Source organism: Galbibacter sp. PAP.153 (assembly GCF_037029175.1).
GTDB classification, from domain to species: domain Bacteria; phylum Bacteroidota; class Bacteroidia; order Flavobacteriales; family Flavobacteriaceae; genus Galbibacter; species Galbibacter pacificus.
Genome location: NZ_JAZEUN010000002.1, coordinates 124,932 through 147,846, shown reverse-complemented (window position 1 = coordinate 147,846; position 22,915 = coordinate 124,932). Strand labels below are relative to the sequence as shown.

Annotated in this window: 25 protein-coding genes and 1 riboswitch; of the genes, 12 read left to right on the top strand and 13 right to left on the bottom strand. The window is 38.3% G+C overall.

Annotation, left to right across the window (positions count from 1 at the left end):
- Positions 1–4: 4 nt before the first annotated feature.
- The 5 genes from UXI14_RS01490 (at position 5) to UXI14_RS01470 (ending at position 6,668) form a co-directional block, all read left to right on the top strand.
- Complete coding sequence (locus UXI14_RS01490; RefSeq protein WP_335964481.1) at positions 5–799, top strand: prolyl oligopeptidase family serine peptidase; 795 nt, start codon at positions 5–7, stop codon at positions 797–799.
- Positions 800–935: 136 nt separating this feature from the next.
- Entirely contained in the window at positions 936–3,206 is a 2,271-nt protein-coding gene (bglX, locus tag UXI14_RS01485) for a beta-glucosidase BglX (protein ID WP_335964480.1), read from the top strand.
- Between the two features lie 22 nt (positions 3,207–3,228).
- On the top strand, positions 3,229–4,143 hold the full coding sequence (locus UXI14_RS01480) for an alpha/beta hydrolase (RefSeq protein WP_335964479.1): 915 nt from the start codon (positions 3,229–3,231) through the stop codon (positions 4,141–4,143).
- The gene (locus UXI14_RS01475) at positions 4,140–5,795 is read left to right on the top strand and encodes a sulfatase (RefSeq protein ID WP_335964478.1); all 1,656 of its coding nucleotides are present in this window, start codon (positions 4,140–4,142) and stop codon (positions 5,793–5,795) included. The genes UXI14_RS01480 and UXI14_RS01475 overlap by 4 nt, the downstream gene beginning before the upstream one ends.
- A gap of 39 nt (positions 5,796–5,834) precedes the next feature.
- The gene (locus UXI14_RS01470; RefSeq protein ID WP_335964477.1) at positions 5,835–6,668 is read left to right on the top strand and encodes an endonuclease/exonuclease/phosphatase family protein; all 834 of its coding nucleotides are present in this window, start codon (positions 5,835–5,837) and stop codon (positions 6,666–6,668) included.
- A 91-nt stretch (positions 6,669–6,759) separates the two neighbouring features.
- Here UXI14_RS01470 and UXI14_RS01465 read toward each other — a convergent pair whose 3' ends face one another.
- The 4 genes from UXI14_RS01465 to UXI14_RS01450 form a co-directional block, all read right to left on the bottom strand.
- A complete protein-coding gene (locus UXI14_RS01465; protein WP_335964543.1) occupies positions 6,760–7,461 on the bottom strand; it encodes an ABC transporter ATP-binding protein in 702 nt (233 codons plus the stop codon).
- Between the two features lie 163 nt (positions 7,462–7,624).
- Positions 7,625–8,143 (bottom strand): hypothetical protein, encoded by a 519-nt coding sequence (locus tag UXI14_RS01460; protein ID WP_335964476.1) that lies wholly within the window; start codon positions 8,141–8,143, stop codon positions 7,625–7,627.
- Between the two features lie 155 nt (positions 8,144–8,298).
- Positions 8,299–9,330, bottom strand: coding sequence for an iron ABC transporter permease (locus UXI14_RS01455; protein WP_335964475.1), 1,032 nt, complete (start codon positions 9,328–9,330; stop codon positions 8,299–8,301).
- Complete coding sequence (locus UXI14_RS01450; protein ID WP_335964474.1) at positions 9,327–10,493, bottom strand: ABC transporter substrate-binding protein; 1,167 nt, start codon at positions 10,491–10,493, stop codon at positions 9,327–9,329. The genes UXI14_RS01455 and UXI14_RS01450 overlap by 4 nt, the downstream gene beginning before the upstream one ends.
- 142 nt (positions 10,494–10,635) lie before the next feature.
- A riboswitch (cobalamin riboswitch) is annotated at positions 10,636–10,904 on the top strand.
- A gap of 68 nt (positions 10,905–10,972) precedes the next feature.
- Between UXI14_RS01450 and UXI14_RS01445 the strand changes: the two genes are divergently transcribed.
- Positions 10,973–12,856 carry a TonB-dependent receptor gene (locus UXI14_RS01445; RefSeq protein ID WP_335964473.1) on the top strand — a complete coding sequence of 628 codons (1,884 nt, stop codon included), beginning with the start codon at positions 10,973–10,975 and terminating at the stop codon, positions 12,854–12,856.
- Positions 12,857–12,915: 59 nt separating this feature from the next.
- On the opposite strand, the gene UXI14_RS01440 is transcribed toward UXI14_RS01445, so the two are convergent.
- Complete coding sequence (locus tag UXI14_RS01440) at positions 12,916–14,412, bottom strand: S41 family peptidase (protein ID WP_335964472.1); 1,497 nt, start codon at positions 14,410–14,412, stop codon at positions 12,916–12,918.
- Positions 14,413–14,608: 196 nt separating this feature from the next.
- On the opposite strand from UXI14_RS01440, the gene UXI14_RS01435 reads away from it, so the two are divergent.
- The 4 genes from UXI14_RS01435 (at position 14,609) to UXI14_RS01420 (ending at position 16,813) form a co-directional block, all read left to right on the top strand.
- Positions 14,609–15,121, top strand: coding sequence for an RNA polymerase sigma factor (locus UXI14_RS01435; protein WP_335964471.1), 513 nt, complete (start codon positions 14,609–14,611; stop codon positions 15,119–15,121).
- A complete protein-coding gene (locus tag UXI14_RS01430; RefSeq protein ID WP_335964469.1) occupies positions 15,105–15,542 on the top strand; it encodes a hypothetical protein in 438 nt (145 codons plus the stop codon). The genes UXI14_RS01435 and UXI14_RS01430 overlap by 17 nt, the downstream gene beginning before the upstream one ends.
- Before the next feature lie 20 nt (positions 15,543–15,562).
- Positions 15,563–16,117: a DUF4252 domain-containing protein gene (locus tag UXI14_RS01425; protein ID WP_277898746.1), complete on the top strand. Its 555-nt coding sequence runs from the start codon at positions 15,563–15,565 to the stop codon at positions 16,115–16,117.
- Positions 16,118–16,273: 156 nt separating this feature from the next.
- Entirely contained in the window at positions 16,274–16,813 is a 540-nt protein-coding gene (locus tag UXI14_RS01420; RefSeq protein WP_277898747.1) for a DUF4252 domain-containing protein, read from the top strand.
- Between the two features lie 99 nt (positions 16,814–16,912).
- Here UXI14_RS01420 and purB read toward each other — a convergent pair whose 3' ends face one another.
- Both purB and UXI14_RS01410 read right to left on the bottom strand, forming a co-directional pair.
- Entirely contained in the window at positions 16,913–18,256 is a 1,344-nt protein-coding gene (purB, locus tag UXI14_RS01415; RefSeq protein ID WP_335964468.1) for an adenylosuccinate lyase, read from the bottom strand.
- Positions 18,257–18,366: 110 nt separating this feature from the next.
- A complete protein-coding gene (locus UXI14_RS01410) occupies positions 18,367–18,921 on the bottom strand; it encodes a hypothetical protein (RefSeq protein WP_335964467.1) in 555 nt (184 codons plus the stop codon).
- A gap of 74 nt (positions 18,922–18,995) precedes the next feature.
- On the opposite strand from UXI14_RS01410, the gene UXI14_RS01405 reads away from it, so the two are divergent.
- Complete coding sequence (locus UXI14_RS01405) at positions 18,996–19,469, top strand: heme-binding domain-containing protein (RefSeq protein ID WP_277898750.1); 474 nt, start codon at positions 18,996–18,998, stop codon at positions 19,467–19,469.
- Here UXI14_RS01405 and UXI14_RS01400 read toward each other — a convergent pair.
- The 6 genes from UXI14_RS01400 to UXI14_RS01375 are packed head-to-tail and all read right to left on the bottom strand — an operon-like array spanning position 19,438 to position 22,324.
- Positions 19,438–20,124: an NAD-dependent deacylase gene (locus tag UXI14_RS01400; protein WP_335964466.1), complete on the bottom strand. Its 687-nt coding sequence runs from the start codon at positions 20,122–20,124 to the stop codon at positions 19,438–19,440. The genes UXI14_RS01405 and UXI14_RS01400 overlap by 32 nt on opposite strands.
- Positions 20,125–20,176: 52 nt before the next feature.
- Positions 20,177–20,758, bottom strand: a complete 582-nt coding sequence (locus UXI14_RS01395; RefSeq protein ID WP_335964465.1) for a YdeI family protein — start codon at positions 20,756–20,758, stop codon at positions 20,177–20,179.
- Positions 20,759–20,762: 4 nt separating this feature from the next.
- On the bottom strand, positions 20,763–21,128 hold the full coding sequence (locus UXI14_RS01390; RefSeq protein ID WP_335964464.1) for a DUF1801 domain-containing protein: 366 nt from the start codon (positions 21,126–21,128) through the stop codon (positions 20,763–20,765).
- Positions 21,125–21,520, bottom strand: a complete 396-nt coding sequence (locus tag UXI14_RS01385) for a DoxX family protein (protein WP_335964463.1) — start codon at positions 21,518–21,520, stop codon at positions 21,125–21,127. Before UXI14_RS01385 ends, UXI14_RS01390 begins: the two co-directional genes overlap by 4 nt.
- A 7-nt stretch (positions 21,521–21,527) precedes the next feature.
- Positions 21,528–21,995 carry an SRPBCC domain-containing protein gene (locus tag UXI14_RS01380; RefSeq protein WP_335964462.1) on the bottom strand — a complete coding sequence of 156 codons (468 nt, stop codon included), beginning with the start codon at positions 21,993–21,995 and terminating at the stop codon, positions 21,528–21,530.
- Positions 21,995–22,324: a metalloregulator ArsR/SmtB family transcription factor gene (locus UXI14_RS01375; protein WP_335964461.1), complete on the bottom strand. Its 330-nt coding sequence runs from the start codon at positions 22,322–22,324 to the stop codon at positions 21,995–21,997. Before UXI14_RS01375 ends, UXI14_RS01380 begins: the two co-directional genes overlap by 1 nt.
- Before the next feature lie 211 nt (positions 22,325–22,535).
- On the opposite strand from UXI14_RS01375, the gene UXI14_RS01370 reads away from it, so the two are divergent.
- A complete protein-coding gene (locus UXI14_RS01370) occupies positions 22,536–22,901 on the top strand; it encodes a hypothetical protein (protein WP_277898871.1) in 366 nt (121 codons plus the stop codon).
- Positions 22,902–22,915 lie beyond the last annotated feature (14 nt).

Sequence of the window (22,915 nt, the reverse complement as noted above, 5' to 3'; positions counted from 1 at the left end):
AAAAATGAACAATAAATTTAAGTTAGTTAGTTTTTTAATATTGTGTTTTCCAATGATTATGGTGGCGCAACAAAGCCTTTACCAAAAAGATAATTTTGTTAAAGATGGCGATACGTTGCGTTACCGTATCATGTTGCCAGAAAATTTTTCAGATAATAAAGCATATCCGCTTGTTTTCTTTTTGCATGGCGCGGGAGAACGCGGTAACGACAACGAAAGTCAGTTAATGCACGGTAGCGACCTTTTTGCTTCCAAGGAAAACCGCAAAAATTATCCGGCAATAATAATATTTCCGCAATGTTCAAAAGACAGCTATTGGTCCAATGCCAGTGTAGACCGTTCCGATAACGGCGTAAAGTTAAAATTTCATACTGATAAAGCTCCTACCAAAGCCATGTCTTTGGCCATGGACCTACTTCGGGAATATGTAAGCAAACCCTATGTAAATAAACAACAAGTATATGTTGTAGGTTTGTCTATGGGCGGCATGGGCACCTTCGAAATCCTTTCCCGAATGCCCGATACATTTGCAGCCGCAATCCCAATTTGTGGCGGCGGAAGTACAGAATTGGTAAAGAAGTATGTAAATACGCCTATTTGGGTTTTTCATGGTGCCCAAGATAATGTAGTAAACCCCAACCATTCCCTTGAGATGGTAAAGGCATTGTTAGCTGAAGGAGGTTCCCCTAGATTTACATTGTACGATAATGCAAACCACAACAGTTGGGATCGGGCTTTTCATGAACTCGATTTTTTATCGTGGCTGTTTTCGCATAAACTCACCGAAAACAGAGACTGAAAAATATGTCGATTTCTGTGCAAACCGAAATCTTTTTCGACATTATAATTCTACAAGGCGCTTTATAGGCCTGGCAGATAAGAACGGCAACTTGTTGCAGATGAACAACACATAAGAAACATATCAATTTAAAAAAATGCGAATATTTAAAACCCTATTATTTTGTTTTATTGGCACTACAAGCCTAATAGCCCAAAATGCAAAGAAAATCCCAGAAGTAGAGCAACTTCTGGAAAAAATGACGATCGAAGAGAAAATCGGACAGTTAAACTTATTAACACCCGGCGGAGGTGTTGCCACCGGCGAAGTTGTAAGTAAAAATGTAGAAGCTAAAATTAAAACAGGAAATGTTGGGGGGCTATTTGGTGTGGCAAGTCCCGAAAAGATGAAAAAGGCGCAAGACATTGCTGTAAAAAATAGTAGGCTTGGAATCCCCCTGTTATTCGGTTCAGATATTATTCACGGTTATAAAACTACTTTTCCCATTCCATTGGGACTTTCGGCCAGTTGGGATATGGACTTAATTAAAAACACGGCTCAAATAGCGGCTAAGGAAGCCACTGCTGACGGTATTAACTGGAATTTTTCTCCCATGGTAGATATTGCCCGCGATCCACGTTGGGGAAGAATTGCCGAAGGCGCGGGGGAAGACCCGTATCTGGGATCGGCTATTGCAGAAGCGATGGTTAAAGGATATCAAGGCACCGATCTAACGGCAAACAATACAATGCTGGCCTGTGTTAAGCATTTTGCACTGTACGGTGCCGTAGAAGCTGGACGTGATTATAATTCGGTCGATATGGGCCATGTAAAAATGTTCAATCAATACCTGCCGCCATACAAAGCCGCAATAGATGCCGGGGCGGCAAGTGTTATGACTTCTTTTAACGATGTAGACGGGGTTCCATCAACCGCAAATAAATGGTTGTTGACCGATTTGCTCCGGGACCGTTGGAATTTCGACGGCTTTGTGGTTTCCGATTATACTTCGCTTAACGAAATGATTGCCCATGGCCTAGGCGACTTGCAAGCTGTTTCTGCATTGGCCCTAAAGGCAGGACTGGATATGGATATGGTGGGCGAAGGTTTTTTAAGTACATTGAAAAAATCTTTAGATGAAGGTAAGGTAACCGAAACCGATATTACAAATGCATGCAGAAGAATATTGGAGGCAAAATATAAATTGGGCTTGTTGGATAACCCTTATCGATATATCGATGCTTCACGCCCCGAAAAGGATATTTTAACGGAAGAAAACAGAAAAATAGCCAGGAATGCGGCTGCACATTCGTTTGTGTTGTTAAAGAACGAAAACAACGTACTGCCAATTTCTAAAACCACCAAAATAGCTTTGGTTGGCCCGCTGGCCGACAGTAGAAACAACATGCTGGGAACTTGGGCGCCAACTGGAGACGTAAAATATGCTATTACCATTAAGGAAGGCTTTAATAATATTGCCCCCAATGCCACAATTAATTATGCCAAGGGAAGTAATGTTTTAAATGATAAAGAGCTTGCCAAAAAAATAAATGTATTTGGGCCCCGCGTTGGGATTAGCAATGAAACTCCCGAAACCCTGTTGAAGGAAGCCGTAGCTGCCGCCGAAAAATCGGATGTTGTAGTGGCTGTTGTAGGCGAGGCCACAGAAATGAGCGGAGAAGCCGCAAGCAGAACGGATATTAGCATTCCCCAAGCACAGAAAAAATTAATAAATGCACTGGTTGCCACCGGAAAACCTGTGGTTTTGATACTTATGAGCGGTAGGCCCTTGGTAATTACAGAGGAGTTTGATTTACCTGTAAGCATTCTTCAGGTATGGCATCCGGGAGTTGAGGCTGGAAATGCCGTAGCCGATGTTGTTTTTGGAGATTACAATCCGTCGGGGAAATTAACGGCCACTTGGCCGCGTGCCGTAGGTCAGATTCCTATTTATCACAGTATGAAGAATACCGGACGTCCGGCTCCCGAAAACGACCAGTTTCAAAAATTTAGGTCCAATTATCTAGACCAGCCAAATGCACCTTTATTTCCTTTTGGATACGGGTTGAGTTACACAACTTTTGAATATTCAGATGTTCGACTAAGCAAACAAAAAATAGCGCAAGGCGAATCGATAACTGTTTCTGTCAAGGTTAAAAATACTGGAAATTACGATGGAGAGGAAGTAGTTCAACTATATTTAAGGGATGTGGTAAGGAGCATCACCCCTCCAAAACGTCAATTAAAAGGTTTTAAAAAGGTATTCATAAAAAAAGGCGAGAGCAAAACGGTTACCATTACCTTACAACCGGAGGATTTAAAATTTTATAACGGAAATTTGGATTTCGTGGCCGAACCAGGCGATTTTGAAGTATTTGTTGGCGGTAATTCCAATGCCGACTTAAAAAAATCATTTATCTTAGAATAGAAAAATGATAAAATCCGTTAAAATGAAAAATAATGTTTTAATAATCACGTTAATACTTTGTTTTTATGCCAATCTTGGAATTTCTCAAGAACGTTATAAAGATGCAATTTTTTCAGAAATAGATTCAGAAACATATACCTATATTGATTCCCTTCAATTAGACTTTTATCATGCAAATGATGATAAAGCAACAATAAAACCGCTGCTGCTGTTGGTCCACGGTGGCGGTTTTTCATCAGGTAAACGCAATAATCCCGTAGAGAAACAATTTTGTGTTGAAATGGCCAAAAAGGGGTATGCAGTGGCTTCCATGAGTTATCGTTTAACCAGGAAAGGCACGGCTACCGGGTTTGGTTGCGATTGCCCTTCCGAAGAAAAAATAAAAACTTTCAATGCTTCAAGCGAGGATGTTTTAAGCGCGACCAAATTTTTAATAAGCAAGTCAAAAACATTAAAAATAAATCCCAAAAAAATTATTTTGGTGGGAAGTAGTGCCGGGGCCGAGGCTGTTTTAAATACTGTTTACATGAAGGAGAGCAATACAACCCAAGATCTAACATATGGTAATATTGCCTATGCTGGAGTTATTTCTTTTGCGGGTGCAATAGTCGATATTGATGATCTGAACGAAAAAAATGCCATTCCCGCTTTTCTTTTTCACGGAATTAAAGACAACCTTGTTCCTTATGGACAGGCGGCACACCATTATTGCGATGAGGGCACACCGGGCTACTTAATGCTGTATGGCTCTAAACCAATAGCCGATAAATTATCGGCACTTGGGGTTTCATATATTTTGGCAACCGACCCGGAAGGGAACCACGATTGGGCAAATTTGGCATACGGATATACCAATGAGATTGCCAATTTTATTGAGGAGGCCATCCTAAATAACAAAAAAATACAATCAAACATTCAATTGAGTTCAAAAAAATGAGTTTCTTAAAAAAAATAATTATAAGCTGTATTAGTATTCTTTTGTGTTTTTCGGCATGTAAAAAACAGGAAAACAAAAAGGAGGACATAGCAGAACAGCAAAAACCGAATATTTTGTTTATCATGGCCGATGATCATGCTTATCAGGCCATAAGTGCATATGGAAGCGAACTTAGCAAGCTGGCACCAACCCCCAATATAGATAGGATTGCAGTAAACGGCGCCTTGTTTAACCACACGTATTGTACCAATTCCATATGCGGACCGAGCAGGGCGGTTATCCTTACGGGAAAGCACAGTCATATTAACGGGTTTAGGCAAAATGGAGAGCGTTTTGACGGAAATCAACCAACATTGCCCAAAAAGCTTAAAACCTTGGGCTACCAAACTGCCATGATAGGAAAATGGCATTTGTATGGTTATCCGCAGGGGTTTGATTATTGGAATATTATTGATGACCAAGGACATTATTACAATCCGGATTTTGTAAGAATGGGCGATTCCATTAAAATAGATGGATATGCTACCGACATTATTACGGACGATGCCTTGGATTGGCTAAAAGATAAAAGAGAAAATGGTAAGCCGTTTTTTATGATGCTCCATCATAAGGCACCGCACCGAAACTGGATGCCGCCTTTACGTTATTTATCGGTTTACGATTCGATTGAATTTCCAATTCCAGATACTTATTTTGACGAACATGAAAACCAAGTGGCCGCTCAGCAACAAATACAGACCATCTATAAAGATATGTACGAAGGCCACGACCTAAAACTAAGCAAAGCATATGGAAGTACCGAGCTTTCCAACAATCCCTGGACAAACGATTTTGATAGAATGTCCAAAGAACAGCGCCATATATGGGACTCGGTGTATTTACCCAAAAACAATGCTTTTTGGAAAGCAAACCTGCATGGCAAAGCACTTGCCGAATGGAAGGCACAACGTTATCTACACGAATATTTAGCCACCGTAAAAGCTGTTGATGATGGCGTGGGAAAGGTTTTGGATTATCTTGAAGCAAATGGGCTGGACAAAAACACTATTGTGGTTTATACCTCCGATCAAGGGTTTTATTTAGGCGAAAAAGGATTTTTTGACAAGCGTTTTATGTATGAGGAATCGTTTAGGATGCCGTTCATGATTCAATATCCAAAAGAAATAAAACCGGGAACAGTGGTCGATGCGCTAACGCAAAACCTAGACTTTGCACAAACTTTCTTGGATTATGCCGGGGCAAACGACTCTCTTACGGATGGAATGCAGGGAAAATCGTTTAAACCTGTCTTGGACGGTACTGTAAGCGACGACGATTTTAGGGGCGCTATTTACTATCATTATTACGATTATCCTGCTTTTCATATGGTGAAAAAGCATTATGGCGTAAAAACCAAACGGTATAAGTTGATGCATTTTTACGACGATATTGATGAATGGGAATTTTACGACCTTCAGAAAGATCCTAAAGAACTTCACAACGCCATAAACGACGAGAAATATGCCGATGTTATCATGATGATGCACCAAAAACTGGACTCCCTTCAGAAGGTATATAAAGTTACCGATAAGGAATTTGAGCGGGCGCCTAAAAAGAAAGTCGAAAATTCGTATAAAGTTTTTGAAAAACTAAGGGGAACGCCAATAGAATAATGTAAATTTGAACATATAACAACAGCATATTTTAAACCAATGAAAAAGCTTTTTATCGGGATATTCTTTTTTATATCCTGCACATTAATGGCCCAGGACCTTAAGGTAATGACGTATAATATTAAGTACGATAATCCTTCTGATACGGCAAATGACTGGCAAAGCAGAAAAGAATTTTTAATTTCACAGCTCAACTATAATGCCCCCGATGTTTTTGGTACGCAAGAAGGACTGCACCATCAATTGGAGGATATTCAAAACGGACTGGAAAACTATAAATATATTGGCGTGGGGCGTGATAATGGCGATGAAGAAGGCGAATATTCGGCTATATTTTACAATGCCGATAAATTAAAGGTTATTTCTGAAAATACATTTTGGCTGTCGCCAACGCCTGATCAACCCTCTAAAGGATGGGATGCCGCCTTGAACAGAATTTGTACATATGCAGAATTTGAAAACAAGGCATCGGGGAAACGATTTATGGTTTTTAACACCCATTTTGACCATATTGGCGAGGTTGCCCGTTATGAAAGTGCCAAACTTATCCTGAAAAAAATAAAAGCCTTAAACAAAGAACAGTTGCCGGTTGCATTAACAGGAGATTTTAACCTGGATAGCACTTCTAAAGGAGTTGTGGAAATTAAAAAGGAAATGATAGACACGCATAGCGAAGCCGGGAAAAATGCTTTTGGCCCCGATGGGACATTTAATGGTTTTCATTTTGAAAAACCCGTTAAAAATAAAATTGATTTTATCTTTATTACCAAAAACGATTTTAAGGTGCTTAAAAGTGGTATTTTGAGCGATTCTAAGAATTGTAAATATCCATCAGATCATTTTCCGGTAGTTGTAGATTTGGATTTTAAATAGAAGTAGGCATTTCCGGCAAGGTATATAAAACCGTATAGATTTTTTACTTTTAATGCCAGCATTTAAGGTTGAAAAAATATCGAAAAATATGTTATTTATTTATCTTAAAAGTACCCGAATTGCTATCAAAAGAAACGAGGTCGCCGGGAAATAAATGTTGAAAGCTTCCTTTTTCAATTAAAGAACAAGGTTCGCCAAAACTGGAATTTTCGGTATCCAAAACAAGTATTTTATCACATAATTGAATGGCCATATCTATTTCGTGAGTCGAAAATAGTATGGCTTTTTCTGTTTCTCTTGCTATTCTTTTTAGCAGATTAAGCACATAAGCCTTGTGGTAAATATCGAGATGAGTTGTGGGCTCGTCCAAAATAATTATAGATGTGTCTTGCGCCAAGGCACGTGCAATCATGACCCGCTGTAACTGTCCGTCACTTAGCTCATAACATTTTTTATGTTTTATGTTTTCCAGTCCTATCAGGGAAATTGCTTCATTTACCTTTTGTTTGTCCACTTGAGAAAGTGTTCCGACCCAATTGGTATACGGCTGTCTTCCAAGGGCAATTAACTCAATAACGGTTAAGTTTTTAGCAGGGATATGTTCTGTTAAAACAACACTGATCTCTGTTGCCAGTTGAATCCCCGTATAGGTATGTAGCGGCTCGTTCTTTAATGTAATATCTCCAGATATGGCAGGTTGGACTCTGGCCAAAGTACGCAACAATGTAGATTTCCCTATTCCATTTGCCCCAACAACTGCCGAAAGCTCGCCAAGATTTAAATCGAAATGAATGTTTCTGGCTACCGCATGGGGGCGTTTTCCTGAAAAATACCCAATTTCAAGGTTACGTGTTTTTAAAGTGATATTTTGATTTGAAGAGATTATAAGATATCAATTAAAATAAAAGCCTTCATTTATTAAATGAAGGCTTAAATGTATGAATATTTTGGGAAATTTATTTCACCACTTTAATATCTACCAAAAGTCTAGTTGCATTGATAGCTTTTAATTTTACGGCTCCTTTTTTTCCATCTTGGGTTTCAAAAAGAACCACAACAGGAAATTCCAATGTGCCTATGGCTTCGTTGTCATTAACAACTTCAATGCTGTCAAAATCATCAGCTTCATCGATATCATCAAACATTTCTCCGGTAACACCTGTTTTAGCGTTCATGACTTTTGTTGAACGTGCGTTGGGAATATCTACCTCGGTAGACGAACTATCATCGGGGCTTGTGAAGTATATAAACGTAGATTCACTTCCTACATACGCCAATTCTATAACATCTGCATTAGAGGCGGCTTCTTCTGAATTAAATACTTCTCCTGTTGATGAAGAAAAAAAGATACCCATATCAGCATCAGTAGTCTGACCAAACTCAACATCTTGATAACTAAGAATAGTTTCTTCAACTTCAGGTTCTTCTTGGGTTGAATCATCGTCACTACTACATGAAATGAATGGGAATGACATCATTAACAAGCATAAAATAAAAACTTTTTCATTTAAATAAGATTTATAGGTTATATAATTAGAGATAATAATAGTTATTTTATACTACATAAAAAAATAATCTATAAAAAAATATTTATTTACTACTATATTGTATTGATTATTAGTAAGTTATTTTAAAAAATCATTTTTCTTTTTCTAATAAGCAACCAAATAATAACGGGAGCCCCAACAATAGAGGTAATTGCATTAATGGGCAATGAGAACTCGCTATTTGGAACCTGAGCAACAGTGTCGCAAATTAACATAAGCAGAGCTCCATAAAATGCCGTAGCAGGAATTAATACATGATGATTTTGAGTGTTGAAAAGTTGTCTTGTTAAATGGGGGACCGCCAAGCCTATAAAAGCAATGGGCCCGGCAAAAGCCGTAATGCTCCCGGCTAAAATACTGGTGGCGGCAATTATAAGGTAACGGGATTTTTTTAGGTTAACACCAATGCTGCGGGCATAATTTTCGCCCAGCAGGAATGCATTTAGCGACTTTATGCTTATTACGGTTAAAACCAATCCTATAAAAACCATACAGATTAACAAATAAACCTGATCCCAACTAAGGTTTCCGAGGCTGCCAAACGACCAAAAAATGTATTGTTGCAGTTTTTCTTTGCTGGTAAAATAGGAAAGCACATTGACTATGGAAGCAGTAATACTGCCAAACATCAACCCGATAATGAGCAAGGCCATGGTGTCCCTAACCTTATTGGCTATTACAAAAATTGAAAAAAGGACTATAAAACTTCCTAAGGTAGCGGCTATGGCGGTAGAAACGCTGCTAATCATGAACGAGGCAAAAATTCCAGTAAATATGGAAGACCCCATTATAAAAATGGCTACACCCAAACTGGCACCAGAACTGATGCCCAATACAAATGGACCGGCCAATGGATTTCTAAATATTGTTTGCATTAACAAACCGCTTATGGATAATGACATTCCTACCAAAATTGCCGTAACAGCTTTGGGCAGGCGGTAGTTTATAATGATATATTGCCATGATTGGTGGCCTGTATTTTCCCCGAACAGCGACTTAAATACTTCCTTGAACGGAATATGTACAGAGCCTAAACTTATATTAACCATAAAGCAGGCACATAATAAAATTATTATGAAGATAAATTGTACGCGGTATGATTTTAATGAGTTCAAGGCTGTAATTGCTTAAAGAAAACAGTTTTGTAATCTGGGAGGATTTCGGGGTGCAAAATATGAATTATATCTTTTAAAACAATATCCGGTCTGTTTGGTGCCAACTCGTAATAGAGTATACCTCCGGTTGCTCCGGTTGCAAGGCTATAGGTGTATATCTTTTTGTCTTTATAGGCCTTGAATTGCGTATAATGCATATTGGTTTCTTTTAATTGATTGTAGCTTACAAACTGTCCGGGACCAATCCAGAAATCGGCATTTTTAGCTTTTTCCAATACGGTTTCAAAATTTAGGGAAAGGCTTCCTGTTCCAAAGCTGTCTTTCCATAAATAATTGGCATTGGCATCTTCCAGGAAGTGTGCTACCCAACTCTTTCCTGCTGGAACGTACCAAATATCCTTAAACATGGACCCGCTTAAAACCGTTGGCTTATTTTTAGCCGTAGTGGCCAATGTTTTAGCTTCTTGATACGATTTTGCTATGCTGTTAAAAATACTGTCGGCTTCTCTTCCTTTTTGAAAAAACGGACCAAAAAACTTAATCCATTCTGCTTTTCCCAAAGGCGTTTCCTCGACCCAGTCGCCATTGTAGACCACCGGAATTCCTGCATTTTCAATGGTGCTGTAGGTTTTGTTTTGCCCTTCAACGGTAAAACCCATTATAAGTTCCGGTTGCAGGTTAACCAGTACTTCGGTGTTTATGGACTCGTTGAGGCCAAGGTTTGTAACTTTACCTTCATCAATCTTTTTCCTTACTTTTTTAGAAGAAACATAATTGGTTCCCGGAAAGCCAATTAATGTATTTTCAACGCCCAATGCCTCAATGGCGGGAATGTGTGTTGTAGAAGTAGCTACAAGTCGGTTAACGGGGGTAGGGATAACGGCATCGTATAAAGAAGAATTTATACGGATGGTCTCCATTTTCTTTTTATCTATCAATGCATAAGTATATGTTTTATGAGCATTTGGCCATGGGGCATTGACTTTTATAATGGTTAGGTTACCTTGTTTTTGTATGGAAAAACCCTTTGCGTATTCAATGGGAATATCAACGGCATCTTCTTTCTTAACGGGAATGTTATTTGGTGTTTCTGAAGTTGCTTTTTTGGGCTCTTTCTTGCAGGATATGAATGCAATAATTAATAGGAAAACTATTTTTTTCATTTAAGTTGTATGCTTAAGTTGTTGTTGGGTTACTTATTGTGAATGTAGCTTACACTTATGGCTAGTAACTATACCATGAAAAATTCAGCAATAAAATTAAGATTAATTAATGTTTTAATGGCAAGCTATGGCAAAATGTTTAATTTCGTAGCGAATTTAAGGTTTTAGATTTGCTTTTTCGGCATATCTAAATGAAAAGGGAATACGGTTAAAATCCGTAGCTGTTCCCGCAACTGTAAGTTTTATACCGTCCCGAAGATTATCGGGGTCGTTTTTGGTATCTAAAAAAAGTTGAAAACGTATTTTTTTAGTGTGTTGTTTACTTCAAAAGACCACTGTTTCAAGTTGAAGCGGGAAGGTAAAACAACGTAAGAACAAGCCAGGAGACCTGCCTTTATTCGATATTTATGTCAAACTTTCGGGATAAAAGTTTGCGTATGGGTAAACTCATACTTTTTTCCCATTTATTAACTTAAAAAATGAACAAACGTATTTTTTTACTTTGTGCAACAGGATTTTTATGCACAGTTGGGGCGGCTCAAGAAAAAGAAAACCAGCAGGATAACGATGTCCGTCAGTTGGAAGAAGTAGTGGTAACCGATTCCCGTTTTTCGCTAAAAAGAGAACATTCGGGCAAAACGGTAATCCAAATTACACAGGCCGAGCTGCAACGTAACCAAGGGAGGTCGGTTGCAGAGATTATTAATTCCAAGAGTGGTATCGAGATTAACGGGAGCCGCAGCAATGCCGGGCAAAATCTTTCTTATTTTGTCAGGGGCGGTAACAATAGGCAGGTTTTGGTTTTGATTGATGGGATACAGGTAAGCGATCCGTCTCAAATAGCGGGCGATTACGATTTGCGCCTGATGGACCTAGGCGAGATTGAATCCATTGAAATTGTAAAGGGTGCTTCGAGTACGCTGTACGGTAACCGCGCAGCGACAGCGGTAATTAATATAACCACCAAAAAGCCGGGGAAAGACAAAATATCTGGAAATTTTCAAAGTAGTTTTGGTACCAACCAACCGGCCAATGAAGACGACTATAACTTATCTGATTTTTCCAACAACGTTTCCGTAAACGGAACCTTGGGAAAGTTTAGCTATTTGGCAGGATTTGGAAATCAATATACCAACGGACTTTCGGCAGTAATAGGGGATGAAAAAGATCCGTTTAACCGCATTAATTCAAACATTAATTTGGGGTATCGTTTTTCTGATAGGTTTTCGTTTAAAATATTAGGGTATTACGATAAGTTTAAAGCGGCTTTTGATAGTTCTTCGCCATTGCAGGACGACAATAGTTTTTCTGAAAGTGAACAATTTAGGGTTACCATTGCTCCCGAATATACATATAGCAACGGGAGTGTAACGCTAAACGCATCTTATAATACAATTGACAGGGATATTTATTCAGCCTATCCTAATGCTTATGAAGCAAACAGTACCGTGGTGGATTTGTTTAACAAGTATAATTTTAGCGATAAATTTTATACCATTGTAGGGATAAATTACATAAAAAACGAGGCCACCTTGGGAGCGGAAACCGATTTTAATGTTACCGATCCGTATGCAAACGTGGTATGGGTTTCTAATTTTGGTTTGAACCTCAATGCCGGTGGCCGTTGGAACAACCATAGCGAATATGGGAGTCATTTTACCTATAACCTGAATCCGTCGTATGTAGTTGACCTTGCCGGAAGCTATTTAAAATTCTTGGGCTCCTACAGCAGTTCGTACATAGCGCCAACATTATCACAATTATTTGGGGCGTTTGGGGCCAATCCAGACCTAAAACCCGAAGAAGACCGAACCTTGGAAGGCGGGATGGAATTTAACAACAACAAATTTAGGTTGAGCGCCTTATATTTTAACAGGGAAGCAAAAAACTTTATAGATTATACTGTGGTAGACCCAGATACTTTTGAAAGCATGTACACCAATATAGAAGAAGCTTTTACCGTAAACGGGGTAGAAGTAGAGGTGGCTTACAATCCTTTGGAAGCATTGCAGCTAGATGCCAATTACACATTTACCGAAAACAGGGACAAAGTGGCGTTGCGTATCCCGAAGCACAAGGCAAATGCCAATATAAGTTATAAGTTGCTGCAAAAAACATTTCTTGGCCTGAACTATCAATATACAGGGGAAAGGCTGGATGTTGTATACAACCCCGATTTTACTTCAGAAAATATAGCATTGGATGCGTTTTCATTGCTTAACTTCAATATAAACCATCAATTCTCGAAAAGATTGAATGTGTTTTTCAATTTAGATAATATTTTTAATGAAGAATATGTAGAAGTAGTGGGCTATACCACTAAAGGAAGAAACATAAGGGCAGGATTTAGATTGAGTTTGTAGGAAACAAAAACGGGTGCAAAATTTTACTTTGCACCCGTTTTATATTTTGTTGGTTTGTATTATTTTAAAAACTTTTCATCGCCTGGTGCGATATACATTTCGGTACTAAATTTCTTCCCTTTAATTTTTGCTACAGCTGGCAAGGTTCCTTTTCGCGATAGGCTACTTTTTGCACTAGCGCCCGATATGGCATCCAGTGTAGTTCTCAGCATAATTTCGTTGGGGTCTCCAAATGGCAATATATTGGCGGCATAAGGCGCTTCTTCAATTGTAATATCTGGTTCAAATCCGTTATCGTAATTATTTTCTTTTTCGCTGTTAAATATTTGAAAAACGATTGGTTGAAGCCCAACATTATGGTTAGGGTTTCTATTTTCACTATCTGTATAATTAACACCAGAGTCATATACTGTAATAGAGCCTTCATTTTTACCAACGGTTGTTTCCCCCACCAATATTACATCCATGAAAGGACGTAACCCATTAATAATCATTTCGCTGGCAGAAGCTGTATAGCCAGAGCCAATTACATATAGTCGGTTCAAAGTGGTGAGACGGTTAATTTGAATATCTTCATCTTCACCGGCATATTCGCCGGTTGTTTTGTCATATATAAACGCCTTATCAAAGAAAGGATAAGTACCTCCTTCTTTTTCGTTTCTTTTTGCGTTGAATTCCAATTCGGCAAAAACATCCTCTGTTGTGGTTGTACCATCAATCATACTGGCCAAAAATGCCGCGGTCAGTACAGAACCCCCACCGTTATACCTTAAATCTAAAACAAGTTCATCGATATTGGCTGCTTTAAATTCTGCAAAAACATCATTAAGTTCTTTATGGTATGTATTTATAAAGCTATTATATACTAAATAGCCAATTTTTTTACCGTTTTCTTCAATAACAGAATGGTAATGAACTGGATTTTCATTAAGAAGGACAGCTGTTAGGTCGGTATCGTTTGCATTGCCTGTAAAGGCGCCATTTTCAAATTCACCAAAACCAAGAGAAATGGATTTTTCAGTAAACAAATTATTAAGTAATTGATAGTTGTTGACTGTTAATTTTGTTCCATCTACCTTGTATATTAAATCGCCGCGCTTTATTCCAGCATCGCTAGCTGGAGAATTTGGAATTACATAGCCAACAAAGGCAACAACGTCATTACTGTCTTGACTTATACGGACAATATATGCTAGGCTGATTCCATAAGATTCTGAAATACCTCTAAATTCATTAGCTTGTTCGTCAACATCTTCAATATACCATGAAAAGTCGTCTTCTTCAGTATATACTAAATTGTTAAATAAATCTTCCGGGTCAGTATAATTGCTTAAGAAATTTGTGTATTCTTCATCAGTAGCAAATCTATCATCAGCTAAATCGTTAACGTCTTCTTGCCAGTAATACCAGTAATTCATACTTTTCCAGATAAAATCCTGGATTTCATATTCCCCGTCAACGGGTGGGTCTACAGGATTGTCGTCTCTGTCTGTACAGGCAAAATTTATAAATAGGGCACATAATAATACCCATTGAAATTTTAATAAACGTTTCATTTTATAGGTTTTAAAGTACAACCGGTATGACTTTTTACATAGGGCTAATCACAACGGTAATGTAAATAGATTAGTATTGTAATTGTAAGATTACTTACATTTATTGAAATAAAAAAATTTATTGTAACAAAAATCAAGGTTGTTCGTCTTCCATATAGAGAGTGCTTAAAAACACTTCTCCAAATCAACCAACAAAATGCAACAAACGGAATTTTTACATACGGTCATGCCATTTAAGGACAAGCTGTTTAGGCTGGCAAAAAGGTTGTTGGTCTCGACGGAAGAAGCAGAAGATGCTACGCAGGAAGTATTGTTGAAACTATGGTCTAAAAAAAACAAAATGGACAATTATAACAATGTGGAGGCTTTTGCAATGACGATGACCAAGAACTATTGCCTGGACAGGCTCAAGTCTAAACAGGCATCTAACCTAAAATTGGTACATACCAATTACAAAGACGAAAACGTTTCTTTACAAAAAAAGGTAGAAGTAAACGACAGCCTGGAGTGGATGAACATAATAATGAATACCTTGCCAGAACAACAACGCATGGTATTGCAATTAAGGGATATAGAACAATATGAATACAGTGAAATAGAAGAAATGTTGAACATGAACCAAACTGCAATAAGGGTAACCCTATCCAGGGCCCGTAAGGCAGTAAGGGAACAATTATTAAAAAAACATAGCTATGGCATCAGTAAATAAAATTGAAGAATTACTAGAGAAGTACTTTGAGGCCACGGCAACCGTAGCCGAGGAGAACGAATTGAGGAGTTATTTTTCTCAAGAGCGGGTCGCCCCCCATTTGGAAGAATACAAACCTTTGTTTAATTACTTTTCTGTAGCCAAAGAAGAGAAAAGCACGCAAGACGTTCCATTAAAACCTAGAAGAAATACGAGTTATTTAAAATGGATTTCTGTTGCCGCCGTAGCCGCCCTTGTATTTGGTATTTATTTAAACAGGCCGGGTACCGCTTCGTTGCACGAAGAGTACACCCCCGAGGAAATCCGGTCGGCACAATTAGCGCTGGCGCTGTTATCTGATAATTTTAACAAAGGAACAGAAGGCGCGGCCTATTTGAAGGAATTTGAAAAAAACACTAACCGATTTTTGAGTAACGAATAAAAAAACTAAAAATTAAACGCATGAAAAAATTAATTTTAATAGCAGTATTAGCGGTGAGCCCACTATTGTCGCAGGCACAGTCTATTTTTGATAAATATTCGGAGAACAGCGAAGTAACCTTTGTGGCCCTACAGCCAAAAATGTTTCAGATGTTGAGCAAGATCAACATAAGCACCGACGATCCCGATGCAGAAGCTGTTTTTGACCTGGTGAACAACATAACCAGTTTTAAGGTTATTACCACCGAGAACCCGAACATAACCAAAGATATCGATGGTTGGGTTACAAACCACCTAAAAAGTTCTTCTTTTGAAGAGTTGATGCGGGTGCGCGATGGAGAATCCAATGTGAAGTTTTACGTAAAGGAAGGTGCCGATGCCAACCACGTCAAGGAGTTGCTTATGTTTGTAACCGATCTAAATTACGACGAATTGGAGTTTAATGGCAAAAAACCCGAAACGGTGCTCCTTTCCCTGACCGGAAATATCGATTTGAGGCAAATTTCCAAACTAACTTCCAAGATGGACCTTCCCGGTGGCGATCAATTGGGGAAAGCCGGAAACGACAATAAATAATTAGGTTCTGAGGGAAACTTTGAAGCTGGAAGTCGAAAGTTTTTTTAACGATGCATTTTGTAGCTTTTACGAACGCTCGAATTTACAGCTTCACGCTTTAACCCTTTCCCTCACTTCCTTTTTAGCTTTACAAACTATCAATTTTATAAACTCATCATGAAAAAACAAGTCATTTTATTAATAATTACAGTTTTTGTTGCAGTATCTTGCAGCAATAACAAACCCAGTTTACAAGAATATTTTGTAAACAATAACGACAATCCAAATTTTATTTCCCTGGATATTCCTTCGAGTATTTTAGACGTTTCAAAGTCTTCTTTAAGTCAACAACAAAAAGAAGCCTACGAGTCTGTTAAAAAACTAAATGTTTTGGCCTTTAAGATTAATGGAGAAAATAAAGCCGAATATGAAGTTGAAAAGAATACCGTTAAGGAGATTTTAAAAAATGAAAAATATGAAGATCTCATGGTTATCAATAGCGGAAAACATAAAGGGGTTGTAAAGTATTTAGGTGATGACGATGCTATTGATGAAGTAATTGTTTTTGGAAGCGATGACGAAAATGGCTTTGCCTTGATACGCATTTTGGGAAACAAAATGAAGCCCGAAAATATGATGACTTTGGTAGAGGCCGCTCAAAATGGGGCCGTTGATGCCAGTGGGATAGGGAAACAGTTAAAAGGACTGTTTGATTGATAAAATGTAAAAAGTAATTTGTTATTGTCAAACTGAACCCCAGAACGATACGATATGATCGGGCAGGGCTCAGTTTGACATTTTAAGTTTTTAATACTTTTATATCCCGGTATAATTTGAAGGGGTAATTACTTTTAATTCGGCTTTTATATCCTCAGAAATATCAAGGGTATCAATAAAATTGGCAATAGATTCTTTATTTATTTTTTCATTGGTACGCGTAAGTCCTTTTAATGCTTCATACGGGTTTGGATAGCCTTCCCTTCTTAAAATGGTTTGTATAGCTTCTGCAACAACGGCCCAATTTTTTTCTAAATCTTCTTCAAACTTTTCTGCGTTCAGTAATAGTTTGTTCAATCCTTTTAAGGTAGATTGAAAAGCAATAAGTGTATGGCCAAAAGGAACGCCAACATTTCTTAAAACAGTACTGTCGGTAAGGTCGCGTTGCAATCTAGAAATAGGTAATTTGGCAGACAAATGCTCGAAAATAGCATTGGCAATACCGAGGTTCCCTTCAGAATTTTCAAAATCGATGGGGTTTACCTTGTGCGGCATTGCCGAAGATCCTACTTCGCCCTTTTTAATTTTCTGTTTAAAGTAATCCATGGAAATATAAGTCCACATATCCCTGTTAAAGTCTATTAAAATGGTATTAATACGCTTTAATGCATCAAACAACGAAGCCATATGGTCGTAATGCTCGATTTGTGTTGTAGGGAAGGAATGCCTAAGTTGTAGGGCCTCCTCAACAAATTCGGTTCCAAAAGCCTTCCAGTTAATGTTTGGGTAAGCTACTTTATGTGCATTGTAGTTCCCGGTGGCACCACCAAATTTGGCCGCGATCGGGATATTTTTAAGGCCGTTAAATTGCTCGTTCAAACGGACGGTAAATACTTCTATTTCTTTTCCCAAACGGGTTGGGGAAGCAGGCTGGCCATGTGTACGGGCCAACATGGACACATTTTTCCAGTCTTCTGCCAATGCGTTCAACTTGGTAACGATTTCTTCATATACGGGCAGGTATACCTGTTCTAATGCTTCTTTTATAGAGAGGGGGATGGCCGTATTGTTGATATCTTGAGATGTGAGCCCAAAATGGATAAACTCTTTGTATTGTTGTATTTTTAAAGTATCGAATTTTTCTTTTATAAAATATTCAACAGCTTTAACGTCGTGGTTTGTGGTTTTTTCTATTTCTTTGATGGCCAAGGCATCTGCTGCTGAAAAATCCTGATAAATTGCTTTCAGATTGGAAAACAAAGTGGTATCAAACCCTTTTAGTTGAGGAACCGGAACCTTGCACAAAGCAATAAAATATTCAATTTCTATCCGAACACGATATTTTATAAGTGCTTCTTCTGAAAAATAATCGGCGAGTTTTTCGGTTTTGTTTCGATACCTTCCATCAATAGGCGAAACGGCGTTTAATGGCGTTAATTGCATGTCTATATTTTAAGAAAGGGCAAATTTAACTTTCTCTTTTAAAAGCATCAACTATTTTAGGGAAAAGTTATTGAGATAGCTGATTTTCAGTCGAAAATGGTAAAAAATATTCAAATTTTTTTCAGAATATGCCTTGCCCGTGCCTTGTATGCCGCGGAGTGGTGCGCAAAACCTTGTTCCAGCGTATGCTTTAGCTCGGGATAGATCCAATGGTATTTTTTGCCCAGTAAAAATAAACAGTGCATGGCATAGGCCTTGGTGGCCACTTTTACATTAGAAATTAACCAATCGAAATTAATTTCGGCAAGTTTTTCTAAATGGGCATCTTTTAATTGGGACATTGTTTTTGGGTCTTTTTTTATAAAATATGACTCGCACAATAATTCGCAAACCTTTGCTAATGGACGGATGGAGGAATCGTTTTTAAGGGAGGGCAATTTTATTAAAAAGAAATCCAAATGGGGAAATAGCCATGTTAACTTACCTTTACATACCAATTCTGTAACCCAACATGCTTTATGCGAGTAATTTTCTTCATTGGAAAAACAATGTTCCAGCAATTCAGGAAAATAGGCTTCATGAGTTAAAATAAAGTTGGCCAAAGCTTGCCTGTTTTCCCGATAACCGCTTACATATGAAAGTTTCTCTGTTAAAATCGTATTCAATTTTTATTTTCCTTAATTTAGAAGATTAAAAGTAAAAATATTTTAGCATTAAAATTCAATAAACAACTAAGCTAATGAGAATAATAAGAAAAATAATATTTCTGCTATTTGTTGTACTGATAATTATGCAATTTTTTCCACCTGCCGAGAACAAATCGGACACGACACCGCCGACAGATTTAATTTTGGCAACCAGTCCGCCAAAAGAGGTCGAGGCCATTATTACAAATGCCTGTTACGATTGCCATTCTAACAATACCCGTTATCCGTGGTATGCAAACATCGAACCTGTTTCGTATTGGATGGCGGCCCATATTGAAGAAGGGCGCGAGCATTTGGACTTTTCGCAATGGGAGCTGTATGCCAACAAGAAAAAAGCACACAAACTGGACGAAATGATCGAGGCGGTTACCGAAGGTTGGATGCCGTTAAAATCGTATACCTGGATACACAACGATGCAAAACTTACAGATGAACAGGCAAAAACCATTGCAGAATGGGCAAAAATGCTAAAGCTTACATACGAGACAACCGACCAACCGCAATAGGAACGCCAACAGTGGCTTTTTCGGCTATAATTTCCAGGCCGGGAATGGCATTTTCTGAAATGGAAGGTTTTGGGTCGATAAAAAAGAGCGGTGCATTTGGCTTTTTATAATCAACCAGTCCGGCCGCCGGGTACACTTGCATGGAGGTACCAATAACCATAATGATATCTGCTGTTTTAACTTCTTCAATGGCAACTTCTATCATCGGGACGGCTTCTCCAAACCATACAATATGCGGGCGCAATTGCTGTTGATGTTCGCAAAAATCTCCGATATTGATATCGTTAATCCAATCGTATACCAAATCTTTGTCAAAAGTGCTCCTGGCCTTTAAAAGTTCTCCGTGTAAATGAATTACATGAGCGCTTCCGGCCCTTTCATGAAGATCGTCTACATTTTGGGATACAATGGAAACATTGTAATTTTTTTCAAGTTCGGCAAGGGCTAGGTGCGCTTTGTTGGGCTTTACCGTTTTTAGTTGCCTGCGGCGTTCATTGTAAAAATTCAATACCAATTCCATATTATTGTGCCAGCCTTGCGGCGATGCCACTTCCATGACGTCGTGTCCTTCCCAGAGCCCATTGGCGTCCCTAAACGTGTTTATGCCACTCTCGGCACTCATTCCGGCCCCGGTTAGTACAACTATTTTTTTCATATAAATGTGTTTGTAACTTATTGGTTAATTGCTTTGAAGTACAAAAATATCTTTAATGATCGTTTAAACCCTTCCCTTCATGTATTTTAGGAGTGTATTTTTCTATTCTTGAGTAGCGTGTTTTAGATTGTTTTGCTGAAGAAAAATAAAGCAAATAGCCTCTTTGGCGACCCGGGGTTAATGCCTTGAAGGCTTTTTTTAAGGAAGGGTCTTCATCTAAGGCCTGTTGAAACTCTTTTGGTATTTCATACTCGGAAGTTTTCTTGAGATCGACTTTTAAACCGGCTTTTTCAACTTCAATGGCTTCAAAAATATAGCTTTTTATAATGCTTTTCATTTTTTGCACTTCCTCGGCATTTGTAAAACGTATCTGGCGTGCCGCCTGGACATTTTTGGTTTGCTGAACCAGAATATTATCAGTGTCGTTCAATAAAGAGCCTTTAAAAAAAAGAAGCGCACAATATTCTTTAAACCCATGTATTAAAACAATGTTGTCTTCTTTGTACATATAGCACGGATGTTTCCATTTTATGGTTTCGGTCAACCCGCAATCAAGGCAAACGGCCCTTAAATGTTTGAATGCCGCATGCCATTTATCGGCGTTACTGAAAAAAGAATCGACTTTAGGGTTCATATATTTATTTTTTTGACTGTTTATTGATTTCTGCCTGCGATTTGAGAAGCTTTTTTATGATGGTTGTTGGGACTTTTTGATTGAATTTAATTTGAATCGTTTTTTTTCCGGTTTTATAGCCCTTTTCTTTAAGTATCTTATGGTCTTCTTCCGTAAGCGTGTCAATACCAAAAGTTACATGTTGCTTAAAGATATTAAATCCTGCCAGAATACCATAATATTTATAAATAGGAACATTCCAACTTATAACTTCTTCGGCTTCGGGAACGGTAGTCTTTATTGTTTCCTGGAGCGTTTCCATAATTGCATGGCCATCTTTGTCTGCATGGGCAATATAGGCGTCAACGTCCTTTGGCTTTGAAACGCTCATGCTACTTCGGGTTGTTTATTGGTAATTACTTTTCTACTGGCGGGCCGTAAATACCAAGAAAGTACGGTAAGGACCAGCAACAATATAGGGCCAAAAAGTATTGACGGGTTATCTCCATTGGCCACATGAGAAATTATAGCCCCCGACATGGCGAAGAAAAATCCTGCATATGCCCATTCTTTAAGTAAGGGCGATTTGGGTATTAAAACGGCAATAACACCCAACAATTTCCAAATGCCAAGTATGGAAAGCAAATAGATGGGATAGCCCAGGTTGTTCATGCTCTGTACTTCTTCTTCGGTTTTTAATAATTGTACAATTCCCGTAGACACCATTCCAAGAGCAAGCCAGATAGTGGTAATCCAATAGATGATTTTAGCTGTTTTGGTCATAATAATGTTATTTTAATTTGTTAACGATTTCTTGTAGCCGGTTATGGGCCATATTGATGCCTTGAGCAAAAGGCATTTTTAGCAATTGGTCCCTATATGCCACCGATTTAAATATAATGTGCATGGTAAGCTTGCTGGTTTCATCAGTTAGTTTTTCAAATTCTAGAAACTCCAACTGTGTGGTAAACGGCGAATTTTCCATTTCAAAAGTCCGCGTAATGTTTTTGTTCACATTAAAATCGTGTATGGTGCCATTGGCACGAAATACTACTGTTCCTTGTTCGTCGGTGGTTTCAAACTGCCAGCTCCCATGTTTTTTGTTTTCCAGCTTCAAAACATTTGTTCCCATCCATTGTGCAACAATTTCTGGGTCTTCATACGCTTTAAAAAGCAATTCCAACGGCAAGCCGAATTCCCTTGTAATAACAATTTCCTGTTTATTGTCTTCAGCATGCACTTTCGTTTTTGGCTCCATTATTCTTTGTTTTTTGTTGGATAATTTTTCATGATTTCTTCTAGTTTGTTAAACCGATCGTCCCATAATTTTCTAAAAGGCTCTATAAAATCGGCTATTTCTTTTATTTTTTGAGGATTTAAATGGTAATAAATTTCCCTACCATTTTGTTTTTGTTCAAGTATCTGGCATTCGGTCAGGATTTGAATATGTTTTGAAACAGTTTGTCTGGATGAGTCAAAGTTCCCTGCAATTGCAGTGGGTGTCATGGCATGTACGGCCACTAACGATATTATGGCCCTCCTTGTTGGGTCGGCAATTGCTTGAAAAACATCCCTTCTTAATTCCATTTACGCAGTTATTTGACTGCAAATATATATGCAGTTATTTAACTGCGCAATTTTTTTAATACAAAATTTTCATATTACTGTGTTTTCTAAAAAGAATTATAAAGCGATATTCGTTTGATTTTATTATTTTTAGGCAACCAAATTACTATTGATGCACCATGATCCATAAAGTTTTATTTGGTATTTTATTTGAAGGTCAAAATTTTATGAAATGAAAAAACTGTTTTTTACACTTATCGGGATAGGGGTTCTTGCCATTGTAGGTTATTCTATTTTTCAAAATAAAACAGAATGGTCTTCCACAGAGACACTGGAAGGTTATGACAAGGAAGCTGCGGCCAAAGAAACCCCTGTTGAAACGTTTAAAAATACCAATACCCAGCAATCTGCCCCGGCAAATGGGTTAAACCCGGCACACGGGCAGCCAGGCCATAGATGCGATATAGCGGTTGGCGCCCCATTGACATCTCCGCAAGGAGGCGCTATGCTTAATACTTCGGCTACACTGAACCCTGCGCATGGGCAACCCGGACACCGATGCGACGTGGCCGTGGGTGCACCTTTACCCAATAGCTAATGACTTTGGTTATG

What these genes read in the sequence shown, in the direction of transcription:
- UXI14_RS01450 (WP_335964474.1), bottom strand. Translation starts at nt 10,493, where the DNA reads ATGAAAAAAATAGTTTTCCTATTAATTATTGCATTCATATCCTGCAAG.
- UXI14_RS01440 (WP_335964472.1), bottom strand. Translation starts at nt 14,412, where the DNA reads ATGAAACGTTTATTAAAATTTCAATGGGTATTATTATGTGCCCTATTT.
- UXI14_RS01375 (WP_335964461.1), bottom strand. Translation starts at nt 22,324, where the DNA reads ATGGAATTAAGAAGGGATGTTTTTCAAGCAATTGCCGACCCAACAAGG.
- UXI14_RS01430 (WP_335964469.1), top strand. Translation starts at nt 15,105, where the DNA reads ATGGCATCAGTAAATAAAATTGAAGAATTACTAGAGAAGTACTTTGAG.
- UXI14_RS01370 (WP_277898871.1), top strand. Translation starts at nt 22,536, where the DNA reads ATGAAAAAACTGTTTTTTACACTTATCGGGATAGGGGTTCTTGCCATT.
- UXI14_RS01425 (WP_277898746.1), top strand. Translation starts at nt 15,563, where the DNA reads ATGAAAAAATTAATTTTAATAGCAGTATTAGCGGTGAGCCCACTATTG.
- UXI14_RS01390 (WP_335964464.1), bottom strand. Translation starts at nt 21,128, where the DNA reads ATGAGCGTTTCAAAGCCAAAGGACGTTGACGCCTATATTGCCCATGCA.
- UXI14_RS01460 (WP_335964476.1), bottom strand. Translation starts at nt 8,143, where the DNA reads ATGTCATTCCCATTCATTTCATGTAGTAGTGACGATGATTCAACCCAA.
- UXI14_RS01470 (WP_335964477.1), top strand. Translation starts at nt 5,835, where the DNA reads ATGAAAAAGCTTTTTATCGGGATATTCTTTTTTATATCCTGCACATTA.
- purB (WP_335964468.1), bottom strand. Translation starts at nt 18,256, where the DNA reads ATGCAATTAACGCCATTAAACGCCGTTTCGCCTATTGATGGAAGGTAT.
- bglX (WP_335964480.1), top strand. Translation starts at nt 936, where the DNA reads ATGCGAATATTTAAAACCCTATTATTTTGTTTTATTGGCACTACAAGC.
- UXI14_RS01435 (WP_335964471.1), top strand. Translation starts at nt 14,609, where the DNA reads ATGCAACAAACGGAATTTTTACATACGGTCATGCCATTTAAGGACAAG.
- UXI14_RS01405 (WP_277898750.1), top strand. Translation starts at nt 18,996, where the DNA reads ATGAGAATAATAAGAAAAATAATATTTCTGCTATTTGTTGTACTGATA.
- UXI14_RS01475 (WP_335964478.1), top strand. Translation starts at nt 4,140, where the DNA reads ATGAGTTTCTTAAAAAAAATAATTATAAGCTGTATTAGTATTCTTTTG.
- UXI14_RS01400 (WP_335964466.1), bottom strand. Translation starts at nt 20,124, where the DNA reads ATGAAAAAAATAGTTGTACTAACCGGGGCCGGAATGAGTGCCGAGAGT.
- UXI14_RS01490 (WP_335964481.1), top strand. Translation starts at nt 5, where the DNA reads ATGAACAATAAATTTAAGTTAGTTAGTTTTTTAATATTGTGTTTTCCA.
- UXI14_RS01385 (WP_335964463.1), bottom strand. Translation starts at nt 21,520, where the DNA reads ATGACCAAAACAGCTAAAATCATCTATTGGATTACCACTATCTGGCTT.
- UXI14_RS01445 (WP_335964473.1), top strand. Translation starts at nt 10,973, where the DNA reads ATGAACAAACGTATTTTTTTACTTTGTGCAACAGGATTTTTATGCACA.
- UXI14_RS01420 (WP_277898747.1), top strand. Translation starts at nt 16,274, where the DNA reads ATGAAAAAACAAGTCATTTTATTAATAATTACAGTTTTTGTTGCAGTA.
- UXI14_RS01395 (WP_335964465.1), bottom strand. Translation starts at nt 20,758, where the DNA reads ATGAACCCTAAAGTCGATTCTTTTTTCAGTAACGCCGATAAATGGCAT.
- UXI14_RS01480 (WP_335964479.1), top strand. Translation starts at nt 3,229, where the DNA reads ATGAAAAATAATGTTTTAATAATCACGTTAATACTTTGTTTTTATGCC.
- UXI14_RS01380 (WP_335964462.1), bottom strand. Translation starts at nt 21,995, where the DNA reads ATGGAGCCAAAAACGAAAGTGCATGCTGAAGACAATAAACAGGAAATT.